General features: G+C 41.2%; 24 protein-coding genes. 9 read left to right on the top strand and 15 right to left on the bottom strand.

The genetic code is table 11. From position 1 onward, the window contains the following. From D8803_RS05835 to abc-f, 3 genes are all read right to left on the bottom strand, one after another. On the bottom strand, positions 1-1,179 hold the full coding sequence (locus D8803_RS05835; RefSeq protein ID WP_131200531.1) for an MFS transporter: 1,179 nt from the start codon (positions 1,177-1,179) through the stop codon (positions 1-3). Positions 1,180-1,259: 80 nt separating this feature from the next. After that, complete coding sequence (locus tag D8803_RS05830; protein ID WP_190316803.1) at positions 1,260-2,123, bottom strand: XRE/MutR family transcriptional regulator; 864 nt, start codon at positions 2,121-2,123, stop codon at positions 1,260-1,262. Between the two features lie 2 nt (positions 2,124-2,125). Continuing rightward, positions 2,126-4,027: a ribosomal protection-like ABC-F family protein gene (gene abc-f, locus D8803_RS05825; protein ID WP_131200529.1), complete on the bottom strand. Its 1,902-nt coding sequence runs from the start codon at positions 4,025-4,027 to the stop codon at positions 2,126-2,128. Between the two features lie 152 nt (positions 4,028-4,179). Here abc-f and D8803_RS05820 point away from each other — a divergent pair, with 152 nt between their 5' ends. Together D8803_RS05820 and D8803_RS05815 are read left to right on the top strand one after the other, a co-directional pair. Then, positions 4,180-5,898, top strand: coding sequence for a phospho-sugar mutase (locus D8803_RS05820; RefSeq protein WP_131200528.1), 1,719 nt, complete (start codon positions 4,180-4,182; stop codon positions 5,896-5,898). A 111-nt stretch (positions 5,899-6,009) separates the two neighbouring features. Continuing rightward, positions 6,010-6,357 carry a PedC/BrcD family bacteriocin maturation disulfide isomerase gene (locus D8803_RS05815; RefSeq protein ID WP_131200527.1) on the top strand — a complete coding sequence of 116 codons (348 nt, stop codon included), beginning with the start codon at positions 6,010-6,012 and terminating at the stop codon, positions 6,355-6,357. 37 nt (positions 6,358-6,394) lie between these two features. On the opposite strand, the gene D8803_RS05810 is transcribed toward D8803_RS05815, so the two are convergent. From D8803_RS05810 to D8803_RS05770, 9 genes are all read right to left on the bottom strand, one after another. Continuing rightward, positions 6,395-7,168 (bottom strand): potassium channel family protein, encoded by a 774-nt coding sequence (locus D8803_RS05810; RefSeq protein ID WP_093585285.1) that lies wholly within the window; start codon positions 7,166-7,168, stop codon positions 6,395-6,397. Between the two features lie 84 nt (positions 7,169-7,252). Further along, positions 7,253-8,062 (bottom strand): MBL fold metallo-hydrolase, encoded by an 810-nt coding sequence (locus D8803_RS05805; protein ID WP_001290609.1) that lies wholly within the window; start codon positions 8,060-8,062, stop codon positions 7,253-7,255. 1 nt (position 8,063) lies between these two features. Then, entirely contained in the window at positions 8,064-9,413 is a 1,350-nt protein-coding gene (vicK, locus tag D8803_RS05800) for a cell wall metabolism sensor histidine kinase VicK (protein WP_131200526.1), read from the bottom strand. Beyond that, complete coding sequence (gene yycF, locus D8803_RS05795; protein ID WP_000723165.1) at positions 9,406-10,113, bottom strand: response regulator YycF; 708 nt, start codon at positions 10,111-10,113, stop codon at positions 9,406-9,408. The genes vicK and yycF overlap by 8 nt, the downstream gene beginning before the upstream one ends. A 56-nt stretch (positions 10,114-10,169) precedes the next feature. Beyond that, positions 10,170-11,348 carry an A/G-specific adenine glycosylase gene (mutY, locus tag D8803_RS05790; RefSeq protein ID WP_131200525.1) on the bottom strand — a complete coding sequence of 393 codons (1,179 nt, stop codon included), beginning with the start codon at positions 11,346-11,348 and terminating at the stop codon, positions 10,170-10,172. Positions 11,349-11,434: 86 nt separating this feature from the next. After that, positions 11,435-12,409, bottom strand: a complete 975-nt coding sequence (gene pta, locus D8803_RS05785) for a phosphate acetyltransferase (RefSeq protein ID WP_000451592.1) — start codon at positions 12,407-12,409, stop codon at positions 11,435-11,437. A gap of 43 nt (positions 12,410-12,452) precedes the next feature. Then, the gene (locus D8803_RS05780) at positions 12,453-13,349 is read right to left on the bottom strand and encodes an RluA family pseudouridine synthase (protein WP_125837895.1); all 897 of its coding nucleotides are present in this window, start codon (positions 13,347-13,349) and stop codon (positions 12,453-12,455) included. Beyond that, positions 13,346-14,164: an NAD kinase gene (locus D8803_RS05775; RefSeq protein WP_125837897.1), complete on the bottom strand. Its 819-nt coding sequence runs from the start codon at positions 14,162-14,164 to the stop codon at positions 13,346-13,348. Before D8803_RS05775 ends, D8803_RS05780 begins: the two co-directional genes overlap by 4 nt. After that, on the bottom strand, positions 14,148-14,819 hold the full coding sequence (locus D8803_RS05770) for a GTP pyrophosphokinase family protein (RefSeq protein WP_038805197.1): 672 nt from the start codon (positions 14,817-14,819) through the stop codon (positions 14,148-14,150). Before D8803_RS05770 ends, D8803_RS05775 begins: the two co-directional genes overlap by 17 nt. Positions 14,820-14,947: 128 nt before the next feature. Here D8803_RS05770 and D8803_RS05765 point away from each other — a divergent pair, with 128 nt between their 5' ends. The 7 genes from D8803_RS05765 (at position 14,948) to D8803_RS05735 (ending at position 19,671) form a co-directional block, all read left to right on the top strand. Continuing rightward, positions 14,948-15,517, top strand: a complete 570-nt coding sequence (locus D8803_RS05765) for a CYTH domain-containing protein (protein WP_131200524.1) — start codon at positions 14,948-14,950, stop codon at positions 15,515-15,517. Positions 15,518-15,584: 67 nt separating this feature from the next. After that, positions 15,585-16,544: a ribose-phosphate diphosphokinase gene (locus D8803_RS05760; RefSeq protein ID WP_001283842.1), complete on the top strand. Its 960-nt coding sequence runs from the start codon at positions 15,585-15,587 to the stop codon at positions 16,542-16,544. A 9-nt stretch (positions 16,545-16,553) separates the two neighbouring features. Beyond that, positions 16,554-17,669, top strand: coding sequence for a cysteine desulfurase family protein (locus tag D8803_RS05755; RefSeq protein WP_131200523.1), 1,116 nt, complete (start codon positions 16,554-16,556; stop codon positions 17,667-17,669). A 4-nt stretch (positions 17,670-17,673) separates the two neighbouring features. After that, positions 17,674-18,021 carry a DUF1831 domain-containing protein gene (locus tag D8803_RS05750; RefSeq protein ID WP_131200522.1) on the top strand — a complete coding sequence of 116 codons (348 nt, stop codon included), beginning with the start codon at positions 17,674-17,676 and terminating at the stop codon, positions 18,019-18,021. A 6-nt stretch (positions 18,022-18,027) separates the two neighbouring features. Then, on the top strand, positions 18,028-18,237 hold the full coding sequence (locus D8803_RS05745) for a DUF4649 family protein (RefSeq protein WP_009013988.1): 210 nt from the start codon (positions 18,028-18,030) through the stop codon (positions 18,235-18,237). Between the two features lie 87 nt (positions 18,238-18,324). Next, on the top strand, positions 18,325-18,966 hold the full coding sequence (locus D8803_RS05740; protein WP_000653416.1) for a redox-sensing transcriptional repressor Rex: 642 nt from the start codon (positions 18,325-18,327) through the stop codon (positions 18,964-18,966). A gap of 15 nt (positions 18,967-18,981) precedes the next feature. Then, complete coding sequence (locus tag D8803_RS05735; RefSeq protein WP_000743326.1) at positions 18,982-19,671, top strand: gamma-glutamyl-gamma-aminobutyrate hydrolase family protein; 690 nt, start codon at positions 18,982-18,984, stop codon at positions 19,669-19,671. On the opposite strand, the gene radC is transcribed toward D8803_RS05735, so the two are convergent. The 3 genes from radC to D8803_RS05720 form a co-directional block, all read right to left on the bottom strand. After that, entirely contained in the window at positions 19,668-20,348 is a 681-nt protein-coding gene (radC, locus tag D8803_RS05730; RefSeq protein WP_000286939.1) for a RadC family protein, read from the bottom strand. The two genes, D8803_RS05735 and radC, sit on opposite strands and share 4 nt — an antisense overlap. A 42-nt stretch (positions 20,349-20,390) precedes the next feature. Continuing rightward, positions 20,391-22,682 carry a DNA helicase PcrA gene (pcrA, locus tag D8803_RS05725; protein WP_131200521.1) on the bottom strand — a complete coding sequence of 764 codons (2,292 nt, stop codon included), beginning with the start codon at positions 22,680-22,682 and terminating at the stop codon, positions 20,391-20,393. Between the two features lie 181 nt (positions 22,683-22,863). Then, entirely contained in the window at positions 22,864-24,534 is a 1,671-nt protein-coding gene (locus D8803_RS05720) for a formate--tetrahydrofolate ligase (protein WP_061416807.1), read from the bottom strand. Positions 24,535-24,646 lie beyond the last annotated feature (112 nt).

Genomic DNA, 24,646 nt, shown 5'->3' with positions numbered 1-24,646 from the left:
TTATACCTTTTTTTCAAAACGACTTCGCACATAAACGAGGGAGAAACAAGACAGGACAATAACCCCGCTTCCAATGATCAGAAAAGAAGAGAGATGTACACTTGGTAGCACCGTCATAAGGCCTTTTGCAATCGGCATAAATAGGATGGCTAATGTAAAAATTGTGCTTAGGACTCTCCCCAAGTATTCTCCCTCAACCTTGGTTTGCACCTGAGTAAAAAAGTGAATATTAAATATCGTCATAAACAGTTCACAAACTAAATTTCCAGAAAAGGAAAGAAAAGTTGGCAGTGGTAATCCCATCATAAAAACTCCAACTCCAGTCAAAGCCAATAGAATCAAAAGATTATAAATACTTGCCTTTATTTTACTAGCTAGAAGAGCTCCGATAATCGAACCAATAGCACCCATAGTCAAAATACTAGCATAAGCTCCTTCTACCCCGTAAAGTCGATTTGAAAAGGGGAGGAGAAATTCAAAAGCTGCAAAAAAGAAATTAACACTGGAAGCTACTAACAAAAGGAAAAAAATCTCTTGCTGGCGCCAAATATAGCTAATTCCTTCTTTCATATCAGCAAAAATATTTTTCCAGCTGAAAGTCTTTTTCTCTTGTAACTGAGTCTCTTTTTTGGGAAGGAAAGCTACTAATGTAAATGCGATGAAAAAACTAATGGCATCTAAAACAAGCGTCATATGGAGACTGGCAAATTGTAAAACGAGGAAAGAAAGTACAGGGGAGCTAACACCTACAACCTGCAAAACGAGCTCTAAGCGAGCATTATATGTCACAATCTCGTCTTTTTCTACAACCTCAGTTATAATGGCTTTATTGGCTGTACGAGAAAATGCAAAGGCAACCGCCTGAACAATATTGGCAAAAATCAAGGCAGCAATCATCAAGCTATCATTTCTGATGAAAGAAATAGCTAAACAGAGAATACCGCAAATCAAGTCTGTCGTCATCAAAATTTTGCGACGCGAAAAGCGGTCTGAAATCACTCCGCCAAAGGGATTGACCAGAATCGATGTGACGAGTTCAGAAATCTGATAAATTCCAAGAACAGTCTGTCCTATCGTCCCCATCGATGCCAACCAAACACTGTTTCCATAGTCATAGAGCATATTCCCTATTTTATTAATAGCCCCACGACTAATCAACTGGATTGCATGTCGATTCATATAAAAAGCTCCTCTCAAATTTTGAAACTATTGTATCAAAACTGAAAGGAGTCTCTTTAAATTTCCCTTATTTGGGAAATTTAAGCATTTACAAATTTTTCATAATGTTCCTGATAGTAAGCCACTTGCTCTGGAAGTCCAAGCACATCAAAAATATGCATGGCTTCCTGCATCTGACTACAACCTTCTTCTTTCAAATCTCTCTGGTAGAGGGAGAAACCTTTGAGATAGTGGAAGATATTGCGCTCATAAAGCTTGATACCATTTCCAATCAACTTCTCCACATAGCCCTCAAAATAGTCCGCATCCGTAAAGGAACGGTTTTCCAAACAATGCTGGTAACAGTTCAGAGCTAAAATCAAAACAAGTTTACGATGCCGACCAATTTCTTTGTAGTACTCTTCTCGCTCCATGACTTCTCTGCCAATCCGAGCCACATAGTCCACATTGTAGAAAGTATAGAGATTTCCGAAAAGAATCAACTCATACATGGTCCATTCTTCTGTTTGAAAAAGATAATCTGCTACTTTTTCCAAATCACTCTGCCTCATCGCGTAATGAGCATCTCTTTGACAAATCAGACCTTGTAGCAGAATCCAATTCAGCTCAAAATAGAGGGGATTGGTCGAACTCTTCGCTTTCTTGAGCTGTTCCTTTTGAAGCTTTTGAAAACCAGCAATATTATTTGAGTAGTAAAGCGGAATAATCTGTGCCATCAAGGCAACATGTTCATGATTTTGAAAATCCCTAGCCTTGTCCATGAAATTTTCAATAGTCACATGAATATTGTCCAAAATCTCAAAGAAACGAGAAACTGCTAGGTCAGACTCCCCAAGCTCGAAGCGAGATAACTGAGAGGTTGAACACGATTCACCTGCCGCCTCTTTCAAGGAGTACTTCCCACTTGTTCGAAATTCACGAAATACCTTTCCAAGATGTTCCATCTTTACACCTGCTCCGATAATTCTTCCCATTCAAGCATAGCCTCTTCCTGACGATGGCTGATTTTATCCAGTTCAGCCTGCAATTCCATGAGTTTTTCGGCATCGTTTGTCTCCAACATTTGTTCAGAAATAGTTTGGCTTTGACTTTCTAACTCTTCGATTTCAGCCTCTAAACTCTCGATTTGTCGCATGAGCTTACGGGCTTCTTTCTGACTTTCTTTCTGAGCCTGGTAGTCATTGACTGGGCTCGGTTCTTTTGCTTGATTGTTAGTTGAAGCTTCCTCAGTTTGAATCATTTCTACTTCTGCTTTCTTATCAACATAGTAGTCATAATCTCCAAGATAGAGGGTCGAACCATTCTCAGACAATTCCAAAACATGAGTGGCTACACGGTTGATAAAGTAACGATCATGACTGACAAACAGCAGGGTCCCGTCAAAGTCAATCAGGGCATTTTCTAACACTTCCTTGCTATCAATATCCAAGTGGTTGGTCGGCTCGTCAAGGATCAGGAAGTTATTATTTTCCATAGACAATTTAGCCAATAGCAAACGAGCTTTCTCGCCACCAGATAACATTCCTACTGATTTTTTAACATCATCTCCTGTGAAAAGGAAGGCACCAAGGCGGTTGCGGATCTCAACTTCTGGAGTCAGTTTAAAATCATTCCAGAGTTCATCAAGTACCGTATTACTTGCGGTCAACTTACTTTGAGTCTGATCATAGTAGCCAACCTCAACATTGGCACCAAATCGCTTTTCTCCCCTGATAAAAGGAATCTGGTCTACTATCGACTTGATAAAGGTTGATTTGCCAATACCATTTGGTCCGACAATCGCAACAGCGTTCATCTTACGAAGGTCTAGGTTGATAGGTTCTGACAATATTTCCCCATCATAGCCAATGGCTGCATTTTCAACAGTCAAAACGACATTTCCCGACGTTTTTTCAGACTGGAAGGTCATATTGGCTGATTTCTTGCCAGCTTCAGGCTTGTCTAAGCGATCCATTTTTTCCAGTTGTTTGCGTCGAGATTGAGCACGCTTGGTCGTTGAAGCTCGCACTAGATTGCGATTGACAAAGTCTTCTAGAGCCGCGATTGCCTTTTGTTGCTTTTCATAGTTTTTTGCCTCAGTAGCTAGCTTTTGCTCCTTCAACTCGACAAAGCGAGAGTAATTACCTACATAACGATCCAAAGAATGCTTGGTCAAATCCAGTGTAACCGTCGCAACCTTGTCCAAAAAGTAACGGTCGTGACTGACAATAATGAGTGCACCGCTATAGTTCACCAAGTAATTTTCCAGCCAGGCAATGGTTTCGATATCCAGGTGGTTGGTCGGCTCGTCCAAGACCAAGAGATTGGGCTTTTCAAGGAGCATTTTAGCCAGTGCGAGACGAGTATTTTGACCACCTGAGAGCTCGGCAATTTTCGTCTGCCACATAGTCTCATCAAACTTGAAACCATTCAAGATAGCACGGATATCAGCTTCATAGGTAAAGCCACCAGCCTGACGGAAATTTTCTGACAAACGGTCATAATCCGCCATCAGTTTATCCAAATCCTCACCAGACTTTTCACCCATCTCTAGTTCCATCTGACGAAGTTGCTTCTCAGTTCGACGTAGGTCATCAAAGACATGGAACATTTCATCGTAGATGGTATTCTCAGACTCAAATCGGCTATCTTGGGCTAGATAAGACAGAGAAATATCTTTTTTCTTATTGATTTCCCCACTAGTTGGCTCCTCTTCTCCAACCAAAATCTTCAAAAGAGTAGACTTACCCGCTCCATTTCTCCCAACGAGGGCAATCCGATCTCGTTCATCTACTTGCAGATTGATATTATCAAAAAGAACCTCTCCTGCAAATGAACGTTCAATTTTATTAGCTTGTAAAATAATCATATAGGTAGTATAGCATGTTTCTCTAAGGGGTTCAAGACTATAGAATCCATTTCATTTCAAGCTTTTTCAGAAAGTTATGCTAACGTTTTACTAAAATGATAAATCGTGATATAATGAAAGCGATTAAAGCTAATAGACAAAGGAGACATTCAATGACTTACCAAGAAAATTATCAAAAATGGGTCGATTTTGCTGACCTTCCAGACTACCTTCGTCAAGATTTGGAAAATATGGACGAAAAAACAAAGGAAGATGCCTTTTATACCAATCTAGAATTTGGTACTGCTGGTATGCGTGGTTTGATCGGCGCTGGTACAAACCGCATCAATATCTATGTTGTCCGTCAAGCAACTGAAGGTTTGGCTCGTTTGATTGAGTCAAAAGGTGGAAATGAAAAAGAACGCGGTGTGGCAATTGCCTACGATAGCCGTCACTTCTCACCAGAGTTTGCCTTTGAATCTGCTGCAGTTCTAGCAAAACACGGTATCAAATCTTACGTTTTTGAAAGCCTTCGTCCGACTCCAGAACTCTCATTTGCAGTTCGTCACCTCAACTGTTTCGCAGGTATCATGATCACTGCTAGCCACAACCCAGCTCCATTTAATGGTTACAAAGTTTACGGTGAAGATGGTGGACAAATGCCTCCACACGATGCGGATGCTTTGACAACTTACATCCGTGCTATCGAAAACCCATTTGCGGTGGAAGTTGCTGATGTGGAAGCTGAAAAAGCTTCTGGCTTGATTGAAGTCATCGGTGAAGCTGTCGATGTGGAATACCTTAAAGAAGTTAAAGATGTGAACATAAACCCAGCCTTGATTGAAGAATTTGGTAAAGACATGAAGATTGTCTACACACCACTTCATGGTACTGGTGAAATGTTGGCTCGTCGTGCTCTTGCTCAAGCAGGATTTGACTCAGTTCAAGTCGTGGAAGCGCAAGCAACTCCAGACCCTGACTTCTCAACTGTTAAGTCTCCTAACCCAGAAAGCCAAGCAGCCTTTGCACTTGCAGAAGAACTCGGACGTAAAGTTGGTGCTGATGTGCTTGTCGCAACTGACCCTGACGCTGACCGTGTCGGTGTCGAAGTTCTTCAAAAAGATGGTAGCTACCTCAACCTTTCAGGTAACCAAATCGGAGCTATCATGGCAAAATACATCTTGGAAGCCCACAAAAACGCTGGAACACTTCCTGAAAATGCTGCTCTCTGCAAGTCTATCGTATCAACTGACTTGGTAACGAAGATTGCCGAAAGCTACGGCGCAACCATGTTCAACGTCTTAACTGGTTTCAAATTCATCGCAGAGAAAATCCAAGAATTTGAAGAAAAACACAATCACACTTACATGATGGGATTTGAAGAAAGCTTCGGTTACTTGATTAAACCATTCGTACGTGATAAAGACGCCATCCAAGCCGTTCTTGTCGTTGCTGAGCTTGCTGCCTACTACCGTTCACGCGGCTTGACTCTTGCTGACGGTATCGAAGAAATCTACAAAGAGTACGGTTACTACGCTGAAAAGACTATCTCTGTAACTCTCTCAGGGGTTGATGGAGCTGAGCAAATCAAAGCGATTATGGCTAAATTCCGTGACAATGGTCCGAAAGAATTTAACGCTACTGCTATCTCAATCACAGAAGACTTCAAGGCTCAAACTGCTACTGCTGCTGACGGTACTGTAACAGCCTTGACAACTCCTCCAAGTGATGTTTTGAAATATACACTTGCTGACGGTTCTTGGATTGCCGTTCGTCCTTCAGGTACAGAACCAAAAATCAAGTTCTACATTGCCGTTGTGGGTGAAAGTAATGAAGAATCACAAGCTAAAATTGCTAACATCGAAGCAGAAATCAATGCTTTTGTAAAATAAAAATCTATAAAAGATGAGACGAACCCCTCTCATCTTTTTTTCGTATCAAATCTAAGCAATTTTAGGAACTTTATGGCATACTAGACTTATCAATGAAAGCGAGGTAATCTCATGGAACAATTTTTAGATAACATCAAAGACCTTGAAGTCACTACAGTTGCGCGTGCGCAAGAAGCTCTTGATAAAAAAGAAACTGCAACCTTCTTTATTGGTCGTAAAACTTGCCCTTACTGCCGTAAATTTGCTGGCACATTGGCAGGTGTCGTAGCTGAAACCAAAGCTCACATCTACTTCATCAACAGTGAAGAACCAAGTCAACTCAATGCTGTGCAAGATTTCCGTTCACGTTATGGAATTCCAACTGTACCAGGTTTTGTCCACGTTGCAGATGGTCAAATCAATGTCCGTTGCGACTCTTCCATGTCAGCACAAGAAATCAAAGAATTTGCAGGATTGTAAAAAACCACTCTTCGAGTGGCTTTTTGTATGGTCAAAACTATATTTTTTCAAGCAAATCTTGTATCATCCGATGCAGTTCTTCGATTTTCTCAGATTGCTTCTCTAGTAATATTTTTTGACTATGTAATTGATCTTGTAGTTTTTCAAATTGTATCTGATTATCTTGATTATCCTTTACAAAAAAATTCGTCAAGGCACTTGTTAACATCCCTATTGTTCCAATACCGATAAGCATCAGTAAAACTGCTAACCACTTCCCAAAAATGGAAGTAGGAACAATATCACCGTAACCAACAGTTGTTACCGTTACAAGCGCCCACCAAAGACTATCAGAGAAAGACTTTTCTTCAACAACAGATAAAATTGAACTCCCTACCAGTACAATAAAAGAATTGAGATAGAAAATATAAAGTAAGCCATTTGTTCGTAAGAGTTTGCTAACCTTCTTTTCCAACTTTCCAGTCAAACCAACGATTCTTAAAAGACGAGTGAGTTTCAGTAATTTTGTCAGTCTTGCTAAGCGGAAGATACGCCCTAATCGAAATACTGTAAAAATAGCATTTAAAGGAAGGATAGCTAACAAGTCAAAGATATTTTCAAGGATAAATCGCCATTTTCCTTGGCTTGAAAAGAACCGCCAACCATAATCTACCACAAAAACAAACCAAATCACTAAATCAATGATGCTGTAGGGAGGATTGTCCAAATCAATCATTTCCGCAAATCCAAGCAAGACTAGAACAACCGATATCAGTGCTAGAATGATAATCGTTGTATCATAGTAATCTCTAAATAACCATTTTTTCTTCACAATATTACTCCTATATATTTTTAATCATTATACCACACTAAATCTCTGATAAATACATAAGAAAAGAAGGCCCCCGCCTTCTTTTTATATATCTGTCAGTGGTGTTGCTGTATCTGGAGAGGTATCATAAACCTTAAAGTCTACTCCGACTCCCAGATCAGCTTGTGCTAGCTGGTTGACCATGGTCATATGAGCCAACTCCTTGATATTGTTCTCTTTGGACAAATGCCCGAGGTAGATTTTCTTGGTCCGATTTCCCATTGCACGAATCATGGCCTCAGCACCGTCTTCGTTAGAGAGGTGACCGAGATCTGATAGAATTCGCTGTTTGAGACGCCAAGCGTAAGAACCTGCTCTCAAGATTTCCACATCGTGGTTGGACTCAATGAGATAACCGTCAGCATTCTCGACTATTCCTGCCATACGATCACTAACATAGCCTGTATCGGTCAGCATAACAAAGCTCTTGTCGTCTTTCATAAAGCGGTAAAACTGGGGCGCTGCCGCATCGTGGCTGACCCCAAAACTCTCAATGTCGATATCGCCAAAGGTTTTGGTTTTTCCCATTTCAAAAATGTGCTTCTGCGATGAATCCACCTTACCGAGGTACTTGCTATTTTCCATAGCCTGCCAAGTTTTTTCATTGGCATAAAGATCCATGCCATACTTTCGAGCCAACACACCGACTCCATGAATATGGTCTGAATGCTCATGCGTAATCAAAATCGCATCCAAATCTTCAGGCTTGCGATTGATTTCGCTCAAGAGACTGGTAATTTTCTTACCAGACAAGCCTGCATCTACTAGGATTTTCTTTTTTGGGGTTTCCAGATAAAAGGAATTTCCACTGGAACCTGATGCTAAAATACTGTATTTAAAGCCTTTTTCACTCATTCTAGTCTTCTATTTCGTCCTCCCATATTTCTTCTTTTACGGCATCCTTATCATAAGGGAGCACGATGGTAAAGGTTGACCCCTTACCGTATTCACTTTTGGCCCAAATAAAGCCATTGTGTTGTTTGATGATTTCCTTGGCAATAGCCAGACCTAGACCAGTTCCACCTTGGGCACGACTTCTTGCACGATCCACACGGTAAAAGCGGTCAAAAATCTTCGGCAAATCTTGCTTTGGAATACCTAGACCTTGGTCTTTGATAGATAAAATCATCTGGTCTTCAGTGGTTTTCATGCTGACAGTAATTTTCCCACCATCTGGTGAGTACTTGATGGCATTGTTGAGAATATTATCAATCACCTGGGTCATTTTATCGGTATCAATCTCGATCCAAACTGAATTGATTGGGTAATCTCTAACCAGCTCATATTTTTTCTCTTCATCCTGGCTCCTCATCTTATCAAATCGGTTGAGGATAAAGGTGATGAAGGCTGTAAAATTAATCAATTCCACATCCAACTGAGTGGTCGCATTATCAATACGAGAGAGATGCAAGAGATCTGTCACCATCCGCATCATACGGTTGGTTTCATCAAGCGAAACCTTGATAAAATCAGGAGCAACAGGATCATACAGGGCTCCCTCGTCTAAGGCTTCAAGATAAGATTTAACACTCGTCAAAGGAGTTCTCAACTCATGGCTAACATTGGACACGAAGAGTCTCCGTTCACGCTCTTCCTTCTCCTGTTCAGTCGTATCGTGCAAAACGGCAACCAAACCAGAGATGAATCCAGACTCACGACGAATGAGTGCAAAACGCACACGAAGGCTAAGATATTCTCCATTAGCATTTTGGGAATCAATCATCAATTCGGGAATCTGTGTAATGAGGTCACGCAGTTCATACTCTTCCTCTATCTTAAGCAATTCTAGGATGCTTTTGTTCAATGCTTCTTCTTTTACGATACCCAGCTGTTTCTTAGCCATATCGTTAATCATAGTAATCTGACCACGGCGATTGGTTGCAAGAACTCCATCTGTCATATAAGAAAGAATACTGTTAAGCCTTTTTGTTTCTTGCTCCAGATTTTCCTGCGTTAAACGAATGACCTCAGACAAATCATTGAGGTTATTGGTGATGTTGGTAATTTCAGAGCTTCCCTGCATATCCAATACTCGAGAATAATCCCCTGCAATCAAATCCTTGACCTTTTGATTAATCTGCTTTAGTCGAATATTATCACGGCGATTTTCTAGCAATAGCAAGGTGACCACCAAGATAAAGCCCAGCAAAATCAAAATAAAGATAAAATCACTGGTCAGAATCGTTTGTCTAATATCTTCAATCATTATTTCTCATATAGTAACCCACACCACGACGTGTTAGGATGTATTCTGGACGGCTTGGAGTGTCTTCAATTTTTTCACGCAAACGTCGGATGGTCACGTCCACTGTACGAACATCACCAAAATAGTCATAACCCCAGACAGTTTCAAGCAAGTGCTCACGCGTAATGACTTGACCAATATGAGAGGCCAAGTGGTACAAAAGTTCAAATTCACGGTGTGTCAAATCTAATTCCTCACCGTATTTCTTAGCCACATAAGCATCTGGAACGATTTCCAGATCGCCAATCTGCAGGGGTTGGGATTTCTTTTCATCAGTTTCTTGACTATCCACTGAAGCGAGGTCTGTACGGCGAAGTAAAGCCTTCACACGCGCCTGCAATTCACGGTTTGAGAAGGGCTTTGTGACATAATCATCTGCCCCAAGTTCTAAACCGATAACCTTGTCAAACTCACTATCCTTGGCTGAGAGCATAATGATAGGCACACTGCTAGTCTTACGAATGGTCTTAGCAACTTCTAAACCATCGATCTCAGGAAGCATCAAATCTAGAATAATAATATCAGGTTGCTCCGCCTCAAATAGCTCGATGGCTTCTCTACCGTTAAAGGCTGTTACAACCTCATAGCCTTCCTTGGTCATATTGAATTTAATAATATCTGAGATTGGTTTCTCATCATCTACAACTAATATTTTTTTCATATGTTCACCTTTTCTCTATCTATTATAACAAAAAAATGTAAAGAAGGCACAAATGGCTAATATCGGCCCTCACCTTTAAGAACTGTTTTATAAGCCTGCCAAATCTTTTGTTGAGGTTTCGCAAATGGATAATCAGAAAATTCCTGAGGGGAGAGCCAGCGAATTTCTCTGTCATCAAACTGTTTTGAATCTGTCACCTGACCCGCTAAGATTTGAATATGCCATTTACGATGACTAAATACATGCTTGACCTGATCAAATGCTTGATGGGACCAATCAACTTCTAAATCATAATCCTGCTCAAAACTTTCTTGGGGTGTTGGACCAAAAGCAATGCTTTTTTCAGCAACCTGAGCAAATAGATTCAGCTGTTCTTCTTCCTGTGAGAACTCCTCTACTTCTATCAAGGGGAAATGCCAAAAACCAGCTAGCAGTTTCTCACTTTCGTTTTTCTCAAGTAGATATTGACCTTGAGCATTGCGCACAACCAAAGCCTTGAGATAGATTGGGAGAGGCTTTTTCTTGGGTTCTTTAATCGGATAAATATCCATTGTGCCATTCTGATAGGCTGCGCTAAAGTCCTTAACAGGACTTTCTTCTGGTCGAGGGTTAACTGGCGCCTCTATGTCAGAGCCTAAATCCATCAGAGCTTGGTTAAAGTCACCTGGTCGTTTCGGGTCAATCAAGATTTCCATCATTGCCTGAAAAATTTTGCGATTGCTGGGAACTCCGATATCATGATTAACCTCAAACAAGCGTGCCAAAACCCGCATGACATTACCATCGACCGCTGGCTCGGGCAAATTAAAAGCGATACTGGAAATAGCTCCCGCAGTATAAGGACCAATCCCTTTTAAACTAGAAATTCCTTCATAGGTGTTTGGAAATTGACCACCAAAGTCAGTCATAATCTGCTGGGCCGCAGCCTGCATATTGCGAACGCGGGAATAATAGCCCAAACCCTCCCATGCTTTCAACAAACGCTCTTCAGGGGCATTTGCCAGACTTTCAACAGTTGGAAACCAGCCCAAGAATCGTTCATAGTAGGGAATAACTGTATCCACCCTAGTCTGCTGGAGCATGATTTCAGAAACCCAGATATGATAAGGATTTTTACTTCTACGCCATGGTAAATCCCGTTTGTTTTCATCGTACCAGTTGAGGAGTTTCTCGCGGAAAGAGGAAATCTTCTCCTCCGGCCACATGTCAACACCGTATTCTTTCAAATCTAACATATATCTAGTATAACATAGAAGCTTCTAACTGTCCTTTTCTTTGTGCTAAAAAAGCCTCTTCTACTAGAGGAAGAGACTCCATTTCTTTATTGATTGATCGCCTGAGCTGCTGTGATGAGAGTCAATTTGTAAACATCATCTGGGTTACATCCACGTGATAGATCGTTGACTGGTTTATTCAATCCTTGTAGAACGGGACCGATAGCTGCGAAACCACCTAGGCGTTCAGCTATTTTATATCCAATATTACCTGCCTCGATACCTGGGAAGATGAAGACATTTGCTTGACCTGCTACATTGCTACCTGGAGCTTTTAGGGCTGCTGTTTCTGGGACGAAAGCTGCGTCAAATTGCAATTCCCCATCAATCTCAAGGTCTGGACGTAGATCGTGTGCTAATTTAGTTGCTTCAACCACCTTATCAACACTATCACCAAAACCAGAACCTTTTGTAGAATAGCTTAGCATAGCGATTTTGGGTTGAATCCCAAACATTTTGGCAGTAATTGCTGAGTTAATAGCAATTTCAGCCAAAGCTTCTGCATCAGGATTGATATTAAGAGCACAGTCACCAAACAAGTAACGTTCTGTACCACGCACCATAAGAAAAGCTCCTGAAGTACGAGTTACATTTGGACGAGTTTTGATAATTTGAAGAGCTGGACGAACTGTTGAAGCTGTTGAGTGAATAGCTCCTGATACCATTCCATCTACCAAGCCCATATAGACAAGCATAACACCAAAGTAGTTGACGTCTTCTAGTAAGACCTGACGTGCTTCTTCTTCCGACATTTTTCCTTTACGACGTTCTACGAGTGCAACCACCATGTCTTCAAATTGAGGATAATGATGTGGATCAATCACTTCATAACCATCCATGATCCCTTCGATTTCAAGATAAATTTTAATTTTTGCAGGGTTTCCAAGCAAAACAGGAACAACTTCCGTTTCTTTTACTAAGCGTTTTGTTGCTTGAAGGATACGTGGTTCTTCCCCTTCAGGGAGAACAATACGAGCATTTTTGCCAACTAAACTGGCTTTGAGACTTTCAAAAACTTCCATGAGTTTTCTCCTTTAAGAAAATAAATTATACTCAAAATAGATTTTAAAGAGTATTAGTTGATAACTGAATAATAAGATTGTTAAAATCATCTGGCAAAGGGCTTTCCAGCTCCAGCTGACGCCCTAAGAAGGGATGATAAAAGGATAAGGAATGACAATGTAAGGCCTGGCGTTGAATACCATCTTCTAGGCTGCCTCCATAGAGATCATCTCCCAACAAGGGGAAGCCAATATGAGAAAAATGCACTCGGATCTGATGAGTTCGACCAGTATGCAGGCGAATATCGACTAGGTGAATATTTCCATAAGACGCTACAACTTTGTAAGATGTATGGGCGTATTTTCCACCTTTGGCAACTCGTCTCGTGATAATGGAGTCCACATCACGCGCAATCGGGGCAATAATTTCCCCTTCTGGCTCCAAAACCCCATCGCCCTTAACCAAAGCGAAATACCGTTTTTCGATAGACTTTCGTTGCAGTTGCTTGTCTAAACGTGCATGAGCATAACCGTGTTTGGCAAAAAGCATCAAACCAGATGTATCTCTATCAAGCCTGGTCACGATGTGAACCTGCTGGTTTTCATAGTTTTGCTTGACATAGTAGCCCTTGATAAAATTGGCAATGGTATTGGAATGATTGACACTAGGGATGGAAGCAACTCCATAAGGCTTATTCAAAACCAGAAAATGGTCATCTTCATACAAGATATCTAGAGGACGATCAATGGCTTCAAGAGTTTCAAAGCCTTCCTCAGCTGGAATATCAATGGCAACGCGGTCTCCAACATCTAAGAGATAAGTCGCATTTTGAGGTTGATCATTGACCAGAATAGCACCGCCTCGAAACTTTATCTTAGCCAAAAGTCCTTTAGAAACCTCGTGTTTCTTCAGAAAAGTTTTGACTTTGACATGTTCATCTGTGATAAATTCGAACCTCATTCGTCCACCTCGCCGATGAAGGCATCTTTGACACGATTCCAGAAACTAGTGTGACTTGGAGTCGCTACGAAGTGAATCTTGTGATGGTCGATTTGATACTCTATCCGTTCTATGTTTCGGAAAGAATAGATACTATTGTCAACCGATAGCGTATGATAGTCATTACGAGTCGGAAAAAGCTCTATTTTATCTTTCTTCGGAACGATGATTGAAGAACCAAGTGTTCGATAAACTCTGTTGTTAAGGCTCGCTATCTCTGTCAACTGCAAGGCTTCAATAGTAGGATGCAAGACAGCTCCACCCAAGGACTTGTTGTAGGCTGTACTTCCCGTCGGCGTTGAAACAGTCACACCATCTCCACGAAAGCGTTCAAATGGAACGTGGTTAATAATGATATCCGCAACCATGGTCCGGTCCGATCGACGGATGCTCGCTTCATTTAAAGCACGGAAGATTTTCACTTCTCCATTTTCAAGCGTTACCCTGACATTCAAAACAGGATAGGAAACTTTGGCTCCAGTGTCCAGTTGGAGATTGGTAATCAACTGGTCCAACTCAAAATCGCGATAATCTGTATAAAATCCCAAGTGCCCTGTATGGACACCTACAAAACGAACCTTGTCTAACTGATTCTCATACTTGTGAAAAGCAGACAAAAGCATCCCATCCCCACCAATTGATATGACGATGTCAGGATTGGTGTCGTTGAGTATAAAATGATGTTTTTTCAACTGGTCTTTCAGCTCATACAAAACCTTTTGACTCTGCGGTTTTCTATTTGCAATCAGATCAATTCGTTTACCTGTATTCTTCATCTGTATCGTCACTATTTCCTACACCGTCGTTTAGTTTTCTACTTAAAGGATCAAAGAGAGCCTGTGCTTCCTGAATATCATCACGAATTTTCCCCATTTCTTCATCCAATTGATGGGAAATTCTAGCTGTAATCTCCAAGCGTTTCTTGATCTCCTCTGGGAAATCCCCCTGATACTTATAATTGAGCGAATGCTCAATCGTAGCCCAAAAATTCATGGCTAAAGTCCGTATTTGAATCTCCGCCAAAATCGTCTTAGCCCCGTTGATCGTATCAACCGTGTATTCGACAACCACGTGATAAGAACGATAGCCCGAAGCCTTCCGATGCGTGATGTAGTCACGTTCCTGTACTACTCTCATATCATGGCGTTTGCGTAAAATCGCAACAACTTCCTGAACATCATCGACGAACTGCACCATAACCCGCAAACCCGCGATATCCTGTAAGTCATGTTCCAAAGTATCGTAGCCAATCCCTCTGCGATTCATTTTTTCCTTAATACTTTCAATCGGCTTCACCCGTCCAGTAACAAACTCAATCGGAGAGTGCTTGTTTTGTTTACGATACTGTTTGCGAATCCCACGAAGTTTAATCTTCAATTCACCAACAGCTTGAATGTAAGGATCTAAAAATTCTTCCCATTCTATGGTCATATTTTCTCCCTTTTGGTATGTGATTGTGTTGTTGAAAATTTTTGATTTTTTCACTACAATCATATACAATAAATACATTGTCCATTATACCATAAATCGCTTTCAAAGATAGAAAAAAGGTTAGAAAAATGAAACATTTAGAAATTGAACTGAAAACACTACTGAAAAAAGAGGATTACGATCATTTAAAAGAACAGTTTTCCCATATCCAACCCGTCCTTCAGAAAAACTACTACATTGATACACCTGATTTTCAATTGCGTGAAAAAAAGGTTGCCATGCGCATTCGCACCTTTTCAGATTGGGCGGAGTTGACCTTGAAGGTGCCACAAACTATAGGAAATATGGAATACAATCAGAAACTGAATCTTCCAGAGGCTGAATCATACCTGGAAAAACAAAAACTTCCTCAAGGGCTCGTTTTAGAGAAGCTCGCTAAGATTGGTATTGAAAGCCATGACTGGCTTGTTCTGGGTTGTCTTTCAACTCTTCGTTACGAAACGGAAACGTCGATTGGTCTAATGGCTTTAGATCAAAGTCACTACTTTGATCAGACAGACTATGAACTCGAGCTTGAAGTCACAGACCCTGAAAAAGGGAAAGCTGATTTTCAGAAATTCTTAGAAGAAAATCAGATTACTTATCAGAAAGCTCCTTCAAAATTAATTCGTTTTATTAAAAGCATGAAAAAATGCTGAAATAATCTCCATTTTCTGGTAAAATAATGGAGATAAAATATTTAGAGTTTACAGAGGACGGTCTATAATGTCAGATAGAAACAACATGAAACTTTTTGCACTTAATTCCAATCATGAAATTGCACAAAAAATCGCAGAGACGGTTGGGGTACCTCTCGGAAAATTATCTTCACGTCAATTTTCTGATGGTGAAATCCAAGTTAATATCGAAGAGAGTGTTCGTGGGTATGACGTCTATATCATTCAATCAACAAGCTACCCAGTTAGCAACCACTTGATGGAATTATTGATTATGGTTGATGCCTGTGTTCGCGCCAGTGCTCATAGTATCAACGTTGTTCTTCCTTACTTTGGTTATGCTCGTCAGGATCGTATCGCTTCTTCTCGCGAACCTCTCACTGCAAAACTGGTTGCCAATATGCTTGTCAAGGCTGGTGTAAGTCGTGTTCTAACTCTTGATTTGCACGCTGTTCAGGTTCAAGGTTTCTTTGACATTCCAGTAGATAACCTCTATACAATTCCTCTCTTTGCTAAACACTACAGCGATAAAGGGTTGCTGGGATCAGATGTCGTTGTTGTAAGTCCAAAAAACTCTGGTGTCAAACGTGCCCGTAGCTTAGCTGAATATTTAGATGCACCAATCGCAATCATCGACTATGCTCAAGACGATTCAGAGCGTAGCCAAGGCTATATCATCGGTGATGTTGAAGGCAAGAAGGCCATCTTGATTGACGATATCCTAAATACTGGACGTACTTTCTCAGAAGCAGCAAAAATCGTCGAACGTGAAGGTGCAACTGAAATCTATGCGGTATCCAGTCATGGTCTCTTTGTAGAAGGCGCTGCTGACCTTCTTGATGCTACTAACATCAAAGAAATCCTTGTGACAGACTCAGTAGCCACAAAAGAAAGAACTCCGAAAAATGTGTGCTACATTACCGCTAGCGAATTGATTGGTGATGCCATCGTCCGTATCCACGAAAGAAAACCAGTTAGCCCACTCTTTGCATATAATAAAAAGGAATAAGGTGATTCTTTGATTTATTTGGACAATGCTGCCACTACTCCAATGTCAGCAGTAGCTATCGCAGAAATGACCAAGGTCATGCAAGAAACTCATGGTAATCCTTCTAGTATTCATAGTCATGGTCGGCAGGCTGGTAAACTGCTCCGTGAAGCCCGTCAGGAGTTGGCTCACCTACTTGGAACCAAGCCACAACGAATCTTTTTCACATCTGGCGGTACAGAAAGTAACAATACCGCTATTATCGGCTATTGTCTCCGCCATCAAGAGCGTGGAAAACACATCATCACGACAGCTATTGAGCACCATTCTGTGCTTGAGACCATTGATTACCTGGTGCAACATTTTGGCTTTGAAACGACCATCATCCAACCAGTAAATCAAGAAATCACTGCGCAGCAAATTCAAGAAGCGTTACGTGACGATACCATTCTAGTTTCTACCATGTATGCCAATAATGAAACGGGTAGTCTCTTACCTATCGCTGAAATTGGACATATTTTAAAAGAGCATCCTGCTGCTTATCATGTTGATGCTGTTCAAGCTATCGGAAAAATCCCTATCCATCCTGAGGAGTTAGGAATTGATTTTCTCAGTGCTTCTGCTCACAAGTTCCATGGACCAAAAGGTATTGGTTTTCTTTACGCTTCGACTGTGGACTTTGATCCCTACCTTCACGGTGGAGACCAAGAACAAAAGAAACGGGCTGGAACAGAAAACCTTGCTGCCATCGTCGGTATGGTTGCTGCTCTCAAAGAAGACTTAGATCATCAGGCTGACCATTACCGAAAACTAGAGGGATTAAAAACTGCTTTTCTAGAAGAGATTGAAGATTTGGACTATTATCTTAATGAAGGTCAAGATCAACTGCCTTATGTTTTCAATATCGGTTTCCCTGGTCAAAAAAACGATTTGCTCTTGCTTCGGTTAGACCTAGAAGGAATTTCAATCTCAACTGGTTCAGCCTGTACTGCTGGTATTGTGCAGACCAGTCATGTACTCGAAGCTTTCTATGGACCCGATTCGCCTCGTTTAAAAGAGTCTGTCCGTATCAGTCTTTCTCCTCTTAATACCGAAAAAGAACTGAAACAACTGGCACAAACCTTAAAAAATATTATTGGAGATTAATCTAATGGCATTCGAAAAAACCATTAAACTACAAAACTGCCGCTACGACTATACACTTAGTCCAACTGTCAAAAAGTTCACATTGAAAGACAACACTTTCTTTGAAACAAAAGTAGGAAACTACGAACTGACTCGTCTACTTGAGAAAGTACCTAATAGTGGTGAAGGTTTCAAACTAAAAATCATCATCAATAAAGATCTTACAGGTGTTAAGATTAACATCACTGACAAATCTGGTCTTCGTTTGGTGAATATTTTTAAATCTGAGGATCACCATATCCACCAAGAAAAATTCTACTTCCTCATGGATAGCCTTGTAGAACGCGGAATCTTCACAAAAGAAGAAAGATAGTTTGCTATGTATCGTCTCACATATAAAGATAGCTATCAGGTAGAACGCACACTTGAATTTTCCGATTACGAAGAGCTTATGCTATCACTATCAGGCTGTGTCACCCTGCCCGACACTCTCCTAATCAGCTCCTTAACACTGAATGATAAAGTGATTTATCAAGGATTAGTTGGCGATCTCTACCGTTTTTTATCACAAACTAATTTTTCAGATTAAAACTAAGATTTTCTTAGTTTTTTCTTGTTTTTGTTGATTTTTTCACAAGGTTTCTATAAAATAGAAGAATAGAAAGGTTGTGATTTTGTGAAAGATAAACAGTCTGCTATTCCAAAAGCAACAGCAAAAAGACTCTCTCTTTACTATCGAATTTTCAAGAGATTTCATGCAGAAAAAATTGAACGTGCCAACTCTAAGCAAATTGCAGAGGCTATCGGTATCGATTCTGCGACTGTCCGTCGAGATTTCTCCTATTTTGGTGAACTTGGTCGTCGTGGATTTGGTTATGATGTCAAAAAATTGATGACGTTTTTTGCTGATCTCCTAAATGATAACTCGATTACTAATGTTATGTTGGTTGGAATCGGAAATATGGGACACGCCCTTCTCCACTACCGCTTCCACGAGCGTAACAAGATGAAAATTATCATGGCCTTTGACCTAGATGACCATCCAGAAGTTGGGAGCCAGACACCTGATGGAATTCCAATCTATGGTATCTCTCAGATTAAAGAAAAGATCAAAGAAGCAGATGTCAAAACTGCTATCCTAACTGTTCCAAGTGTTAAATCACAGGAAGTTGCTAATCTTTTGGTCGATGCGGGTATAAAAGGTATTCTTAGTTTTTCACCCGTCCATCTCCACCTTCCAAAAGATGTAGTCGTTCAGTATGTCGATTTGACAAGCGAACTCCAAACTCTCCTCTATTTTATGCGTAAAGAGGATTAGAAAGCGAAAGCATTTATGAAAAAACCAGTTATTGGGATTACAGGAAATGAAAAAGCTCATCCAGATGATGATGTCATGATGAGCTATGCGGCAAAAGGCTTTGTTGAAGGAGTCAAGGACGCTGGCGGAATTCCAATCATCCTACCGATTGGTGATCAAGAAATGGCTGCCTATTACATCAGTATCATTGATAAGCTTATCCTAACGGGTGGGCAAAATGTTGATCCAAAATTCTATGGTGAACCAAAGGCTATTGATAGTGATGACTATCACCTTCAAAGAGATATTTTTGAACTAGCACTTATCAAAGAAGCCATCAAGCAGAAGAAACCAATTTTCTCTGTTTGTCGGGGTACTCAACTTTTCAATGTTGCTATGGGGGGCACACTTCACCAAGATATTGAAGATCATTGGCAGGACTGTTCAGCCGAATACACGACCCAACGCCTCGTAACGGAACCTGATACCATTCTCCGAGAAATCTACGGAGAAATCTCTCATATCAACTCCTTCCACCATCAGAGCATTAAAGATCTAGCTCCTAATCTTAAGGTTGTAGCACATGATCCTAAAGATGGAATAATTGAGGCTGTGACAACTACGGACGGATTTCCTTATCTTGGTGTTCAATGGCATCCTGAATTTCTCTTTGAGAACCGCCCCAAGGATAAAACACTATTTGACTATGTTGTTAACGAACTCTAAATCAAATCCGTCTTTTCACGGTAACTAAAGTAATCCGAGTGAGAGACAATCAGGTGGTCCAAGAAAACAATCCCCATCAGTTCGCAGGCTTCCTTGACTAGCTTAGTGACATGATCATCATTTCGACTAGGAGATACAGCACCAGATGGATGATTGTGAACGAGAATCACAGAGGTAGCCATATGCTTCAAAGCATAGTGAAGGATTTCCCTCGGTTCAGCAATGCTGCGTGTCGCAGAGCCGATAAAAATAGTTTGCTGATGGATGATTTGATTTTGAGTATTGAGATAGAGCGCCACTAGGTGCTCTTGTTTTTTGTCACCAAGTTCCTGTTGCATTTTCTTTGCTAGCTTTTGACTACTGAGAATACTTTCCATCTCAAGGGTTTCATGTTTGTGAATACGATGTCCCAGTTCAATCACAGCTTGTAGTTCAATGGCTTTAATACGTCCAATACCAGACAGACTTTGCAATTCCTGCAGAGTCATTTTTTTCAAATCAGTTAAGCTGTTGAGACTATTCAAGACTTTTTGGGCAATTTCAAAAACGTTTGCTTGACGCGTTCCTGTTCTGAGCAGAATAGCTAGTAACTCTTGATTGCTCAGAGCCTCTACTCCTTCTTTAACCAGTCTTTCTCTCGGTAAAAGTGAATCTTCTTGGAATGAAATACTATACATAAAAATCCTCCTCACTTTATTATTCGTGAGAAGGATGGAAAATTAGATTTTTTTCTCAATTGGGGCTACACTGGCTAGGAGTTTTTTCAGCCCTACTTCTGGGAAATTGATTTTTAGTTCCTGAGTATCACCGCTACCTGAGACTTCCAGAACAGTTCCCTCTCCCCATTTCTTGTGAAGTGCAATATCTCCAATAGACCAGCTTGTATCAGTCGAATCTTTTTTATTTCCAGCTGCAAACTGTCCAAATGGAAGACTACTTGACGGGATAGAGCTTGGTGCGGCATTGCGTTTCCGTTCTTGAAGGGCCTGAGCTAAGCTCATACCTTGACCAAATGCCACTCCACCACTGCTATAAGATGCCTTAAAACTGGTATTCGCTGGCCGAGCCAAGCCTTGATAGTCAAGTAAGTCCGAACTGATTTCATTGATAAAACGAGTTGGACGATTGTAGCTAGTACGCCCAAAAAGCAAACGTGAGTTGGCATTGGTCAGATAGAGGATTTTTTCTGCGCGCGTAATACCTACATAGGCCAAACGGCGTTCTTCTTCTAGCTCATCAGGATCTTCAGCTGCGCGACTAAGCGGAAAGACATTTTCCTCCATCCCGATGATAAAGACAACTGGGAACTCGAGTCCCTTAGCTGCATGGAGTGTCATCAAAGTCACCTCAGATGTCTCCTGACTGCCCGAATCCGTGTCTGCAATCAAGGCAAGGTCATTCAAGAAACGACTTAGTTTATCTAAACCGGTTTCCTCTTCTTGACTATCAGGATTGTCATCAAAGTTCTTGGTAACAGAGAGAAATTCCTCGATATTTTCAACCCGAGCCTTGCTTTCCAAGGTTGCTTGGGCATTGAGAATATCGATATAACCTGTTTTTTCTAAAACAGCCTCAACTAACTCTGTAATGGTTAACTGGTCCAGTTGCTCGCGCAAATTCAGAATCATATTTGCGAAATCCCAGATCGACTGGGCTGTCTTTCCCTTGATGCCAGACAACATGATGTTGGCTGAAGCATCCAGCATAGACATCTCTTGCAGGTTAGCAAAGTCACGGATTTTCTCAACTGTTCCTGGGCCAATTCCACGTTTTGGTTCGTTAATAATGCGCTCAAAACTGATATTGTCACTCAGATTAGCGATGAGATTGAGGTAGGCGATAATGTCACGGATTTCCTTACGGCTGTAGAACTTGGTCCCACCAACCATAGTATAAGGAATATTGGACTTTAGGAGAGCCTCCTCAATAGTACGGGATTGCGCATTAGTTCGATAAAGAACTGCAAAATCCTTGTGGAGGAAGTTTTGACTGCGACCAAGTTCATCGATGGTTTTGGCTACAAAAACAGCCTCGTCCTGTTCGTCATTTGCACGATAGTAAATAATCTGCTCCCCATCGGCATTCTGGGTCCAGAGATTCTTGGGGCGGCGATTTTGATTGTTTTTGATGACGTCATTGGCAGCTTGGAGAATGGTTTTAGTTGAACGATAATTTTCTTCTAGCAAAACTACCTTGGCTTGAGGATAATCTTTCTCGAAGTCCAAGATATTCTGCATATCAGCCCCACGCCAACCGTAGATGGACTGGTCCGCATCCCCAACCACGCAGATGTTTTTAAAGCGTGAAGCTAAGAGTTTGACCAGTTGGTACTGGGCATGGTTGGTATCTTGGTACTCATCAACGTGAATGTACTGGAACTTCTGCTGGTAGTAGGTCAAGACGTCGGGATTCTGATCAAAGAGGCGCAGGGTCAACATGATCAAATCATCAAAGTCAACAGACTCAGACTGACGAAGCTCTTTCTGATAGGCTGTATAACACTGGGCTACGATTTGCGTATACATATCACCAGCTTGAGCAGCATAAACCACATCATCAATCAAGTCATTCTTAGCATTGGAAATGGTTCCCAAAATAGTCCGTTCATTCCATTTTTTCGGATCTAGGTTTAATTGCTTGAGAATACGTTTCATGAGAGTTCTCTGTTCCCCAGGATCTACAATAGTAAAATTACGATTGTAGCCAATATGATCCGCATCACGACGCAAAATACGAACACACATAGAGTGAAAGGTCGCAATCAGACAGTCCTGAGTAGCTGGATTGAGCCCATAGGCACGCTCCTTCATCTCACGCGCAGCCTTATTGGTAAAGGTAATGGCCAAGATATTCCAAGGATTAACCATTTTTTCATCAATCAAGTAGGCGATTCTGTGAGTTAAAACACGAGTCTTCCCAGAACCAGCCCCAGCCATGATCAATAATGGACCTTCTGTCGTTTGCACCGCCTCAGCCTGACGGTCATTCATTCCATTCAATAATGCGTTCATTTTCTCTTCCTTACTCTTGAAGTCAATGTTTCTATTATATCAGAAATCAGGGAAAATATCTTTACCTAGACTGGTTGCTTGTAGAAGAAAACTCTCTCATCAGCTGAAGACAAGGCCTTATATCTAGATAAGAAAAAGAGCTTGAATAGCATTTCCAAACTCTTTAAATATCATCTAAATATTAGAACAATCCTAGAACGGTTCCATCGCTTTCAACATCCATGTTGAGAGCGGCTGGTCGTTTTGGAAGGCCTGGCATGGTCATAACATCACCAGTTAGGGCAACGATGAAGCCTGCCCCCAATTTTGGTACCAATTCACGAATGGTAATTTCAAAGTTTTCTGGTGCTCCAAGTGCATTTGGATTGTCAGAAAAACTGTACTGAGTTTTAGCCATACAGATTGGCAATTTGTCCCATCCATTTTGAACGATTTGAGCAATTTGCGTTTGAGCTTTCTTCTCAAAGTTCACTTTGCTACCACGATAGATTTCAGTGACAATTTTTTCAATCTTTTCTTGGACAGAAAGGTCATTGTCATAAAGACGAGTGTAGTTGGCTGGATTTTCAGCAATAGTCTTAACAACCGTTTCGGCAAGCGCTACGCCACCTTCTGCACCATCAGCCCAGACACTAGCCAATTCTACTGGAACATCGATTGAGGCACAAAGTTCCTTCAAAGCTGCGATTTCAGCTTCTGTATCAGTGACAAACTCATTAATCGCAACAACTGCTGGAATACCAAACTTACGGATATTCTCAACGTGGCGTTTTAAATTAGCAAAACCTGCGCGAACTGCTTCTACATTTTCCTCTGTCAAAGCATCCTTAGCCACACCACCATTCATCTTAAGGGCACGAAGGGTTGCGACGATGACTACTGCATCTGGAGAAGTTGGCAAGTTTGGTGTCTTGATATCAAGGAATTTCTCGGCACCAAGGTCCGCACCAAAACCAGCTTCAGTAACAGTATAATCAGCCAAGCGAAGAGCTGTGCTTGTTGCCAAAACAGAGTTACATCCATGAGCGATATTGGCAAATGGACCACCGTGTACAAAGGCAGGTGTTCCGTAAATTGTCTGAACCAAGTTCGGCTTAATAGCATCCTTCAAAATCAAAGCCAAAGCACCTTCAACCTGCAAATCACCAACAGAAACTGGTGTACGGTCATAGCGATAACCGATAACAATATTAGCCAAACGACGTTTCAAATCTTCAATATCAGTCGCCAAGCAAAGAATCGCCATAATTTCGGAAGCAACGGTAATGTCAAAACCATCCTCGCGTGGAATACCATTTAGAGGGCCACCAAGTCCAACGGTAACATGACGAAGGGCACGGTCGTTCAAGTCAACGACACGTTTCCAGAGAATGCGACGTTGGTCGATTCCCAGCTCATTCCCTTGGTGCAAGTGATTGTCAATCAAGGCAGAAAGAGCATTGTTGGCAGTTGTAATAGCATGCATATCTCCAGTAAAGTGGAGGTTGATGTCCTCCATTGGCAACACTTGGGCATAACCACCACCGGCTGCACCACCCTTAATCCCCATTACTGGACCAAGAGACGGTTCGCGGATAGCAATCATCGTTTTCTTACCAATTTTATTCAAGGCGTCTGCAAGACCAATGGTAATGGTTGACTTCCCTTCACCTGCAGGCGTTGGGTTGATGGCAGTTACCAAGATCAATTTCCCAACTGGATTGCTCTCAACTGCACGAATTTTATCAAAGCTGAGCTTAGCCTTGTACTTTCCGTACAGCTCCAAATCGTCGTAAGAAATACCAAGCTTCTCCACAACATCAACGATCGGCTTCAACTCAATACTCTGCGCGATTTCAATATCTGTTTTCATAACAAACTCCTCTAATCTCTAATGTGATAATTCATTATAACACAAAACAAGATTTTTAACACTATTAAACCCTTAAAACGTTCGTGAATATCCTAAATTTCAAGATTTTTAG

The sequence above is a fragment of the Streptococcus oralis genome, from assembly GCF_003943385.1.
GTDB classification, from domain to species: Bacteria; Bacillota; Bacilli; order Lactobacillales; family Streptococcaceae; genus Streptococcus; species Streptococcus oralis_CA.
The sequence above is the reverse complement of the archived record's forward strand: the minus strand, read 5'-3'. Positions and strand labels throughout refer to the sequence as shown.

What these genes read in the sequence shown, in the direction of transcription:
- D8803_RS05780 (WP_125837895.1), bottom strand. Translation starts at nt 13,349, where the DNA reads ATGAGGTTCGAATTTATCACAGATGAACATGTCAAAGTCAAAACTTTT.
- D8803_RS05820 (WP_131200528.1), top strand. Translation starts at nt 4,180, where the DNA reads ATGACTTACCAAGAAAATTATCAAAAATGGGTCGATTTTGCTGACCTT.
- D8803_RS05815 (WP_131200527.1), top strand. Translation starts at nt 6,010, where the DNA reads ATGGAACAATTTTTAGATAACATCAAAGACCTTGAAGTCACTACAGTT.
- D8803_RS05775 (WP_125837897.1), bottom strand. Translation starts at nt 14,164, where the DNA reads ATGAAGAATACAGGTAAACGAATTGATCTGATTGCAAATAGAAAACCG.
- D8803_RS05750 (WP_131200522.1), top strand. Translation starts at nt 17,674, where the DNA reads ATGGCATTCGAAAAAACCATTAAACTACAAAACTGCCGCTACGACTAT.
- pta (WP_000451592.1), bottom strand. Translation starts at nt 12,409, where the DNA reads ATGGAAGTTTTTGAAAGTCTCAAAGCCAGTTTAGTTGGCAAAAATGCT.
- D8803_RS05745 (WP_009013988.1), top strand. Translation starts at nt 18,028, where the DNA reads ATGTATCGTCTCACATATAAAGATAGCTATCAGGTAGAACGCACACTT.
- mutY (WP_131200525.1), bottom strand. Translation starts at nt 11,348, where the DNA reads ATGTTAGATTTGAAAGAATACGGTGTTGACATGTGGCCGGAGGAGAAG.
- pcrA (WP_131200521.1), bottom strand. Translation starts at nt 22,682, where the DNA reads ATGAACGCATTATTGAATGGAATGAATGACCGTCAGGCTGAGGCGGTG.
- radC (WP_000286939.1), bottom strand. Translation starts at nt 20,348, where the DNA reads ATGTATAGTATTTCATTCCAAGAAGATTCACTTTTACCGAGAGAAAGA.
- D8803_RS05735 (WP_000743326.1), top strand. Translation starts at nt 18,982, where the DNA reads ATGAAAAAACCAGTTATTGGGATTACAGGAAATGAAAAAGCTCATCCA.
- D8803_RS05830 (WP_190316803.1), bottom strand. Translation starts at nt 2,123, where the DNA reads ATGGAACATCTTGGAAAGGTATTTCGTGAATTTCGAACAAGTGGGAAG.
- D8803_RS05805 (WP_001290609.1), bottom strand. Translation starts at nt 8,062, where the DNA reads ATGAGTGAAAAAGGCTTTAAATACAGTATTTTAGCATCAGGTTCCAGT.
- D8803_RS05760 (WP_001283842.1), top strand. Translation starts at nt 15,585, where the DNA reads ATGTCAGATAGAAACAACATGAAACTTTTTGCACTTAATTCCAATCAT.
- D8803_RS05765 (WP_131200524.1), top strand. Translation starts at nt 14,948, where the DNA reads ATGAAACATTTAGAAATTGAACTGAAAACACTACTGAAAAAAGAGGAT.
- vicK (WP_131200526.1), bottom strand. Translation starts at nt 9,413, where the DNA reads ATGATTGAAGATATTAGACAAACGATTCTGACCAGTGATTTTATCTTT.
- D8803_RS05835 (WP_131200531.1), bottom strand. Translation starts at nt 1,179, where the DNA reads ATGAATCGACATGCAATCCAGTTGATTAGTCGTGGGGCTATTAATAAA.
- D8803_RS05720 (WP_061416807.1), bottom strand. Translation starts at nt 24,534, where the DNA reads ATGAAAACAGATATTGAAATCGCGCAGAGTATTGAGTTGAAGCCGATC.
- D8803_RS05770 (WP_038805197.1), bottom strand. Translation starts at nt 14,819, where the DNA reads ATGACCATAGAATGGGAAGAATTTTTAGATCCTTACATTCAAGCTGTT.
- yycF (WP_000723165.1), bottom strand. Translation starts at nt 10,113, where the DNA reads ATGAAAAAAATATTAGTTGTAGATGATGAGAAACCAATCTCAGATATT.
- abc-f (WP_131200529.1), bottom strand. Translation starts at nt 4,027, where the DNA reads ATGATTATTTTACAAGCTAATAAAATTGAACGTTCATTTGCAGGAGAG.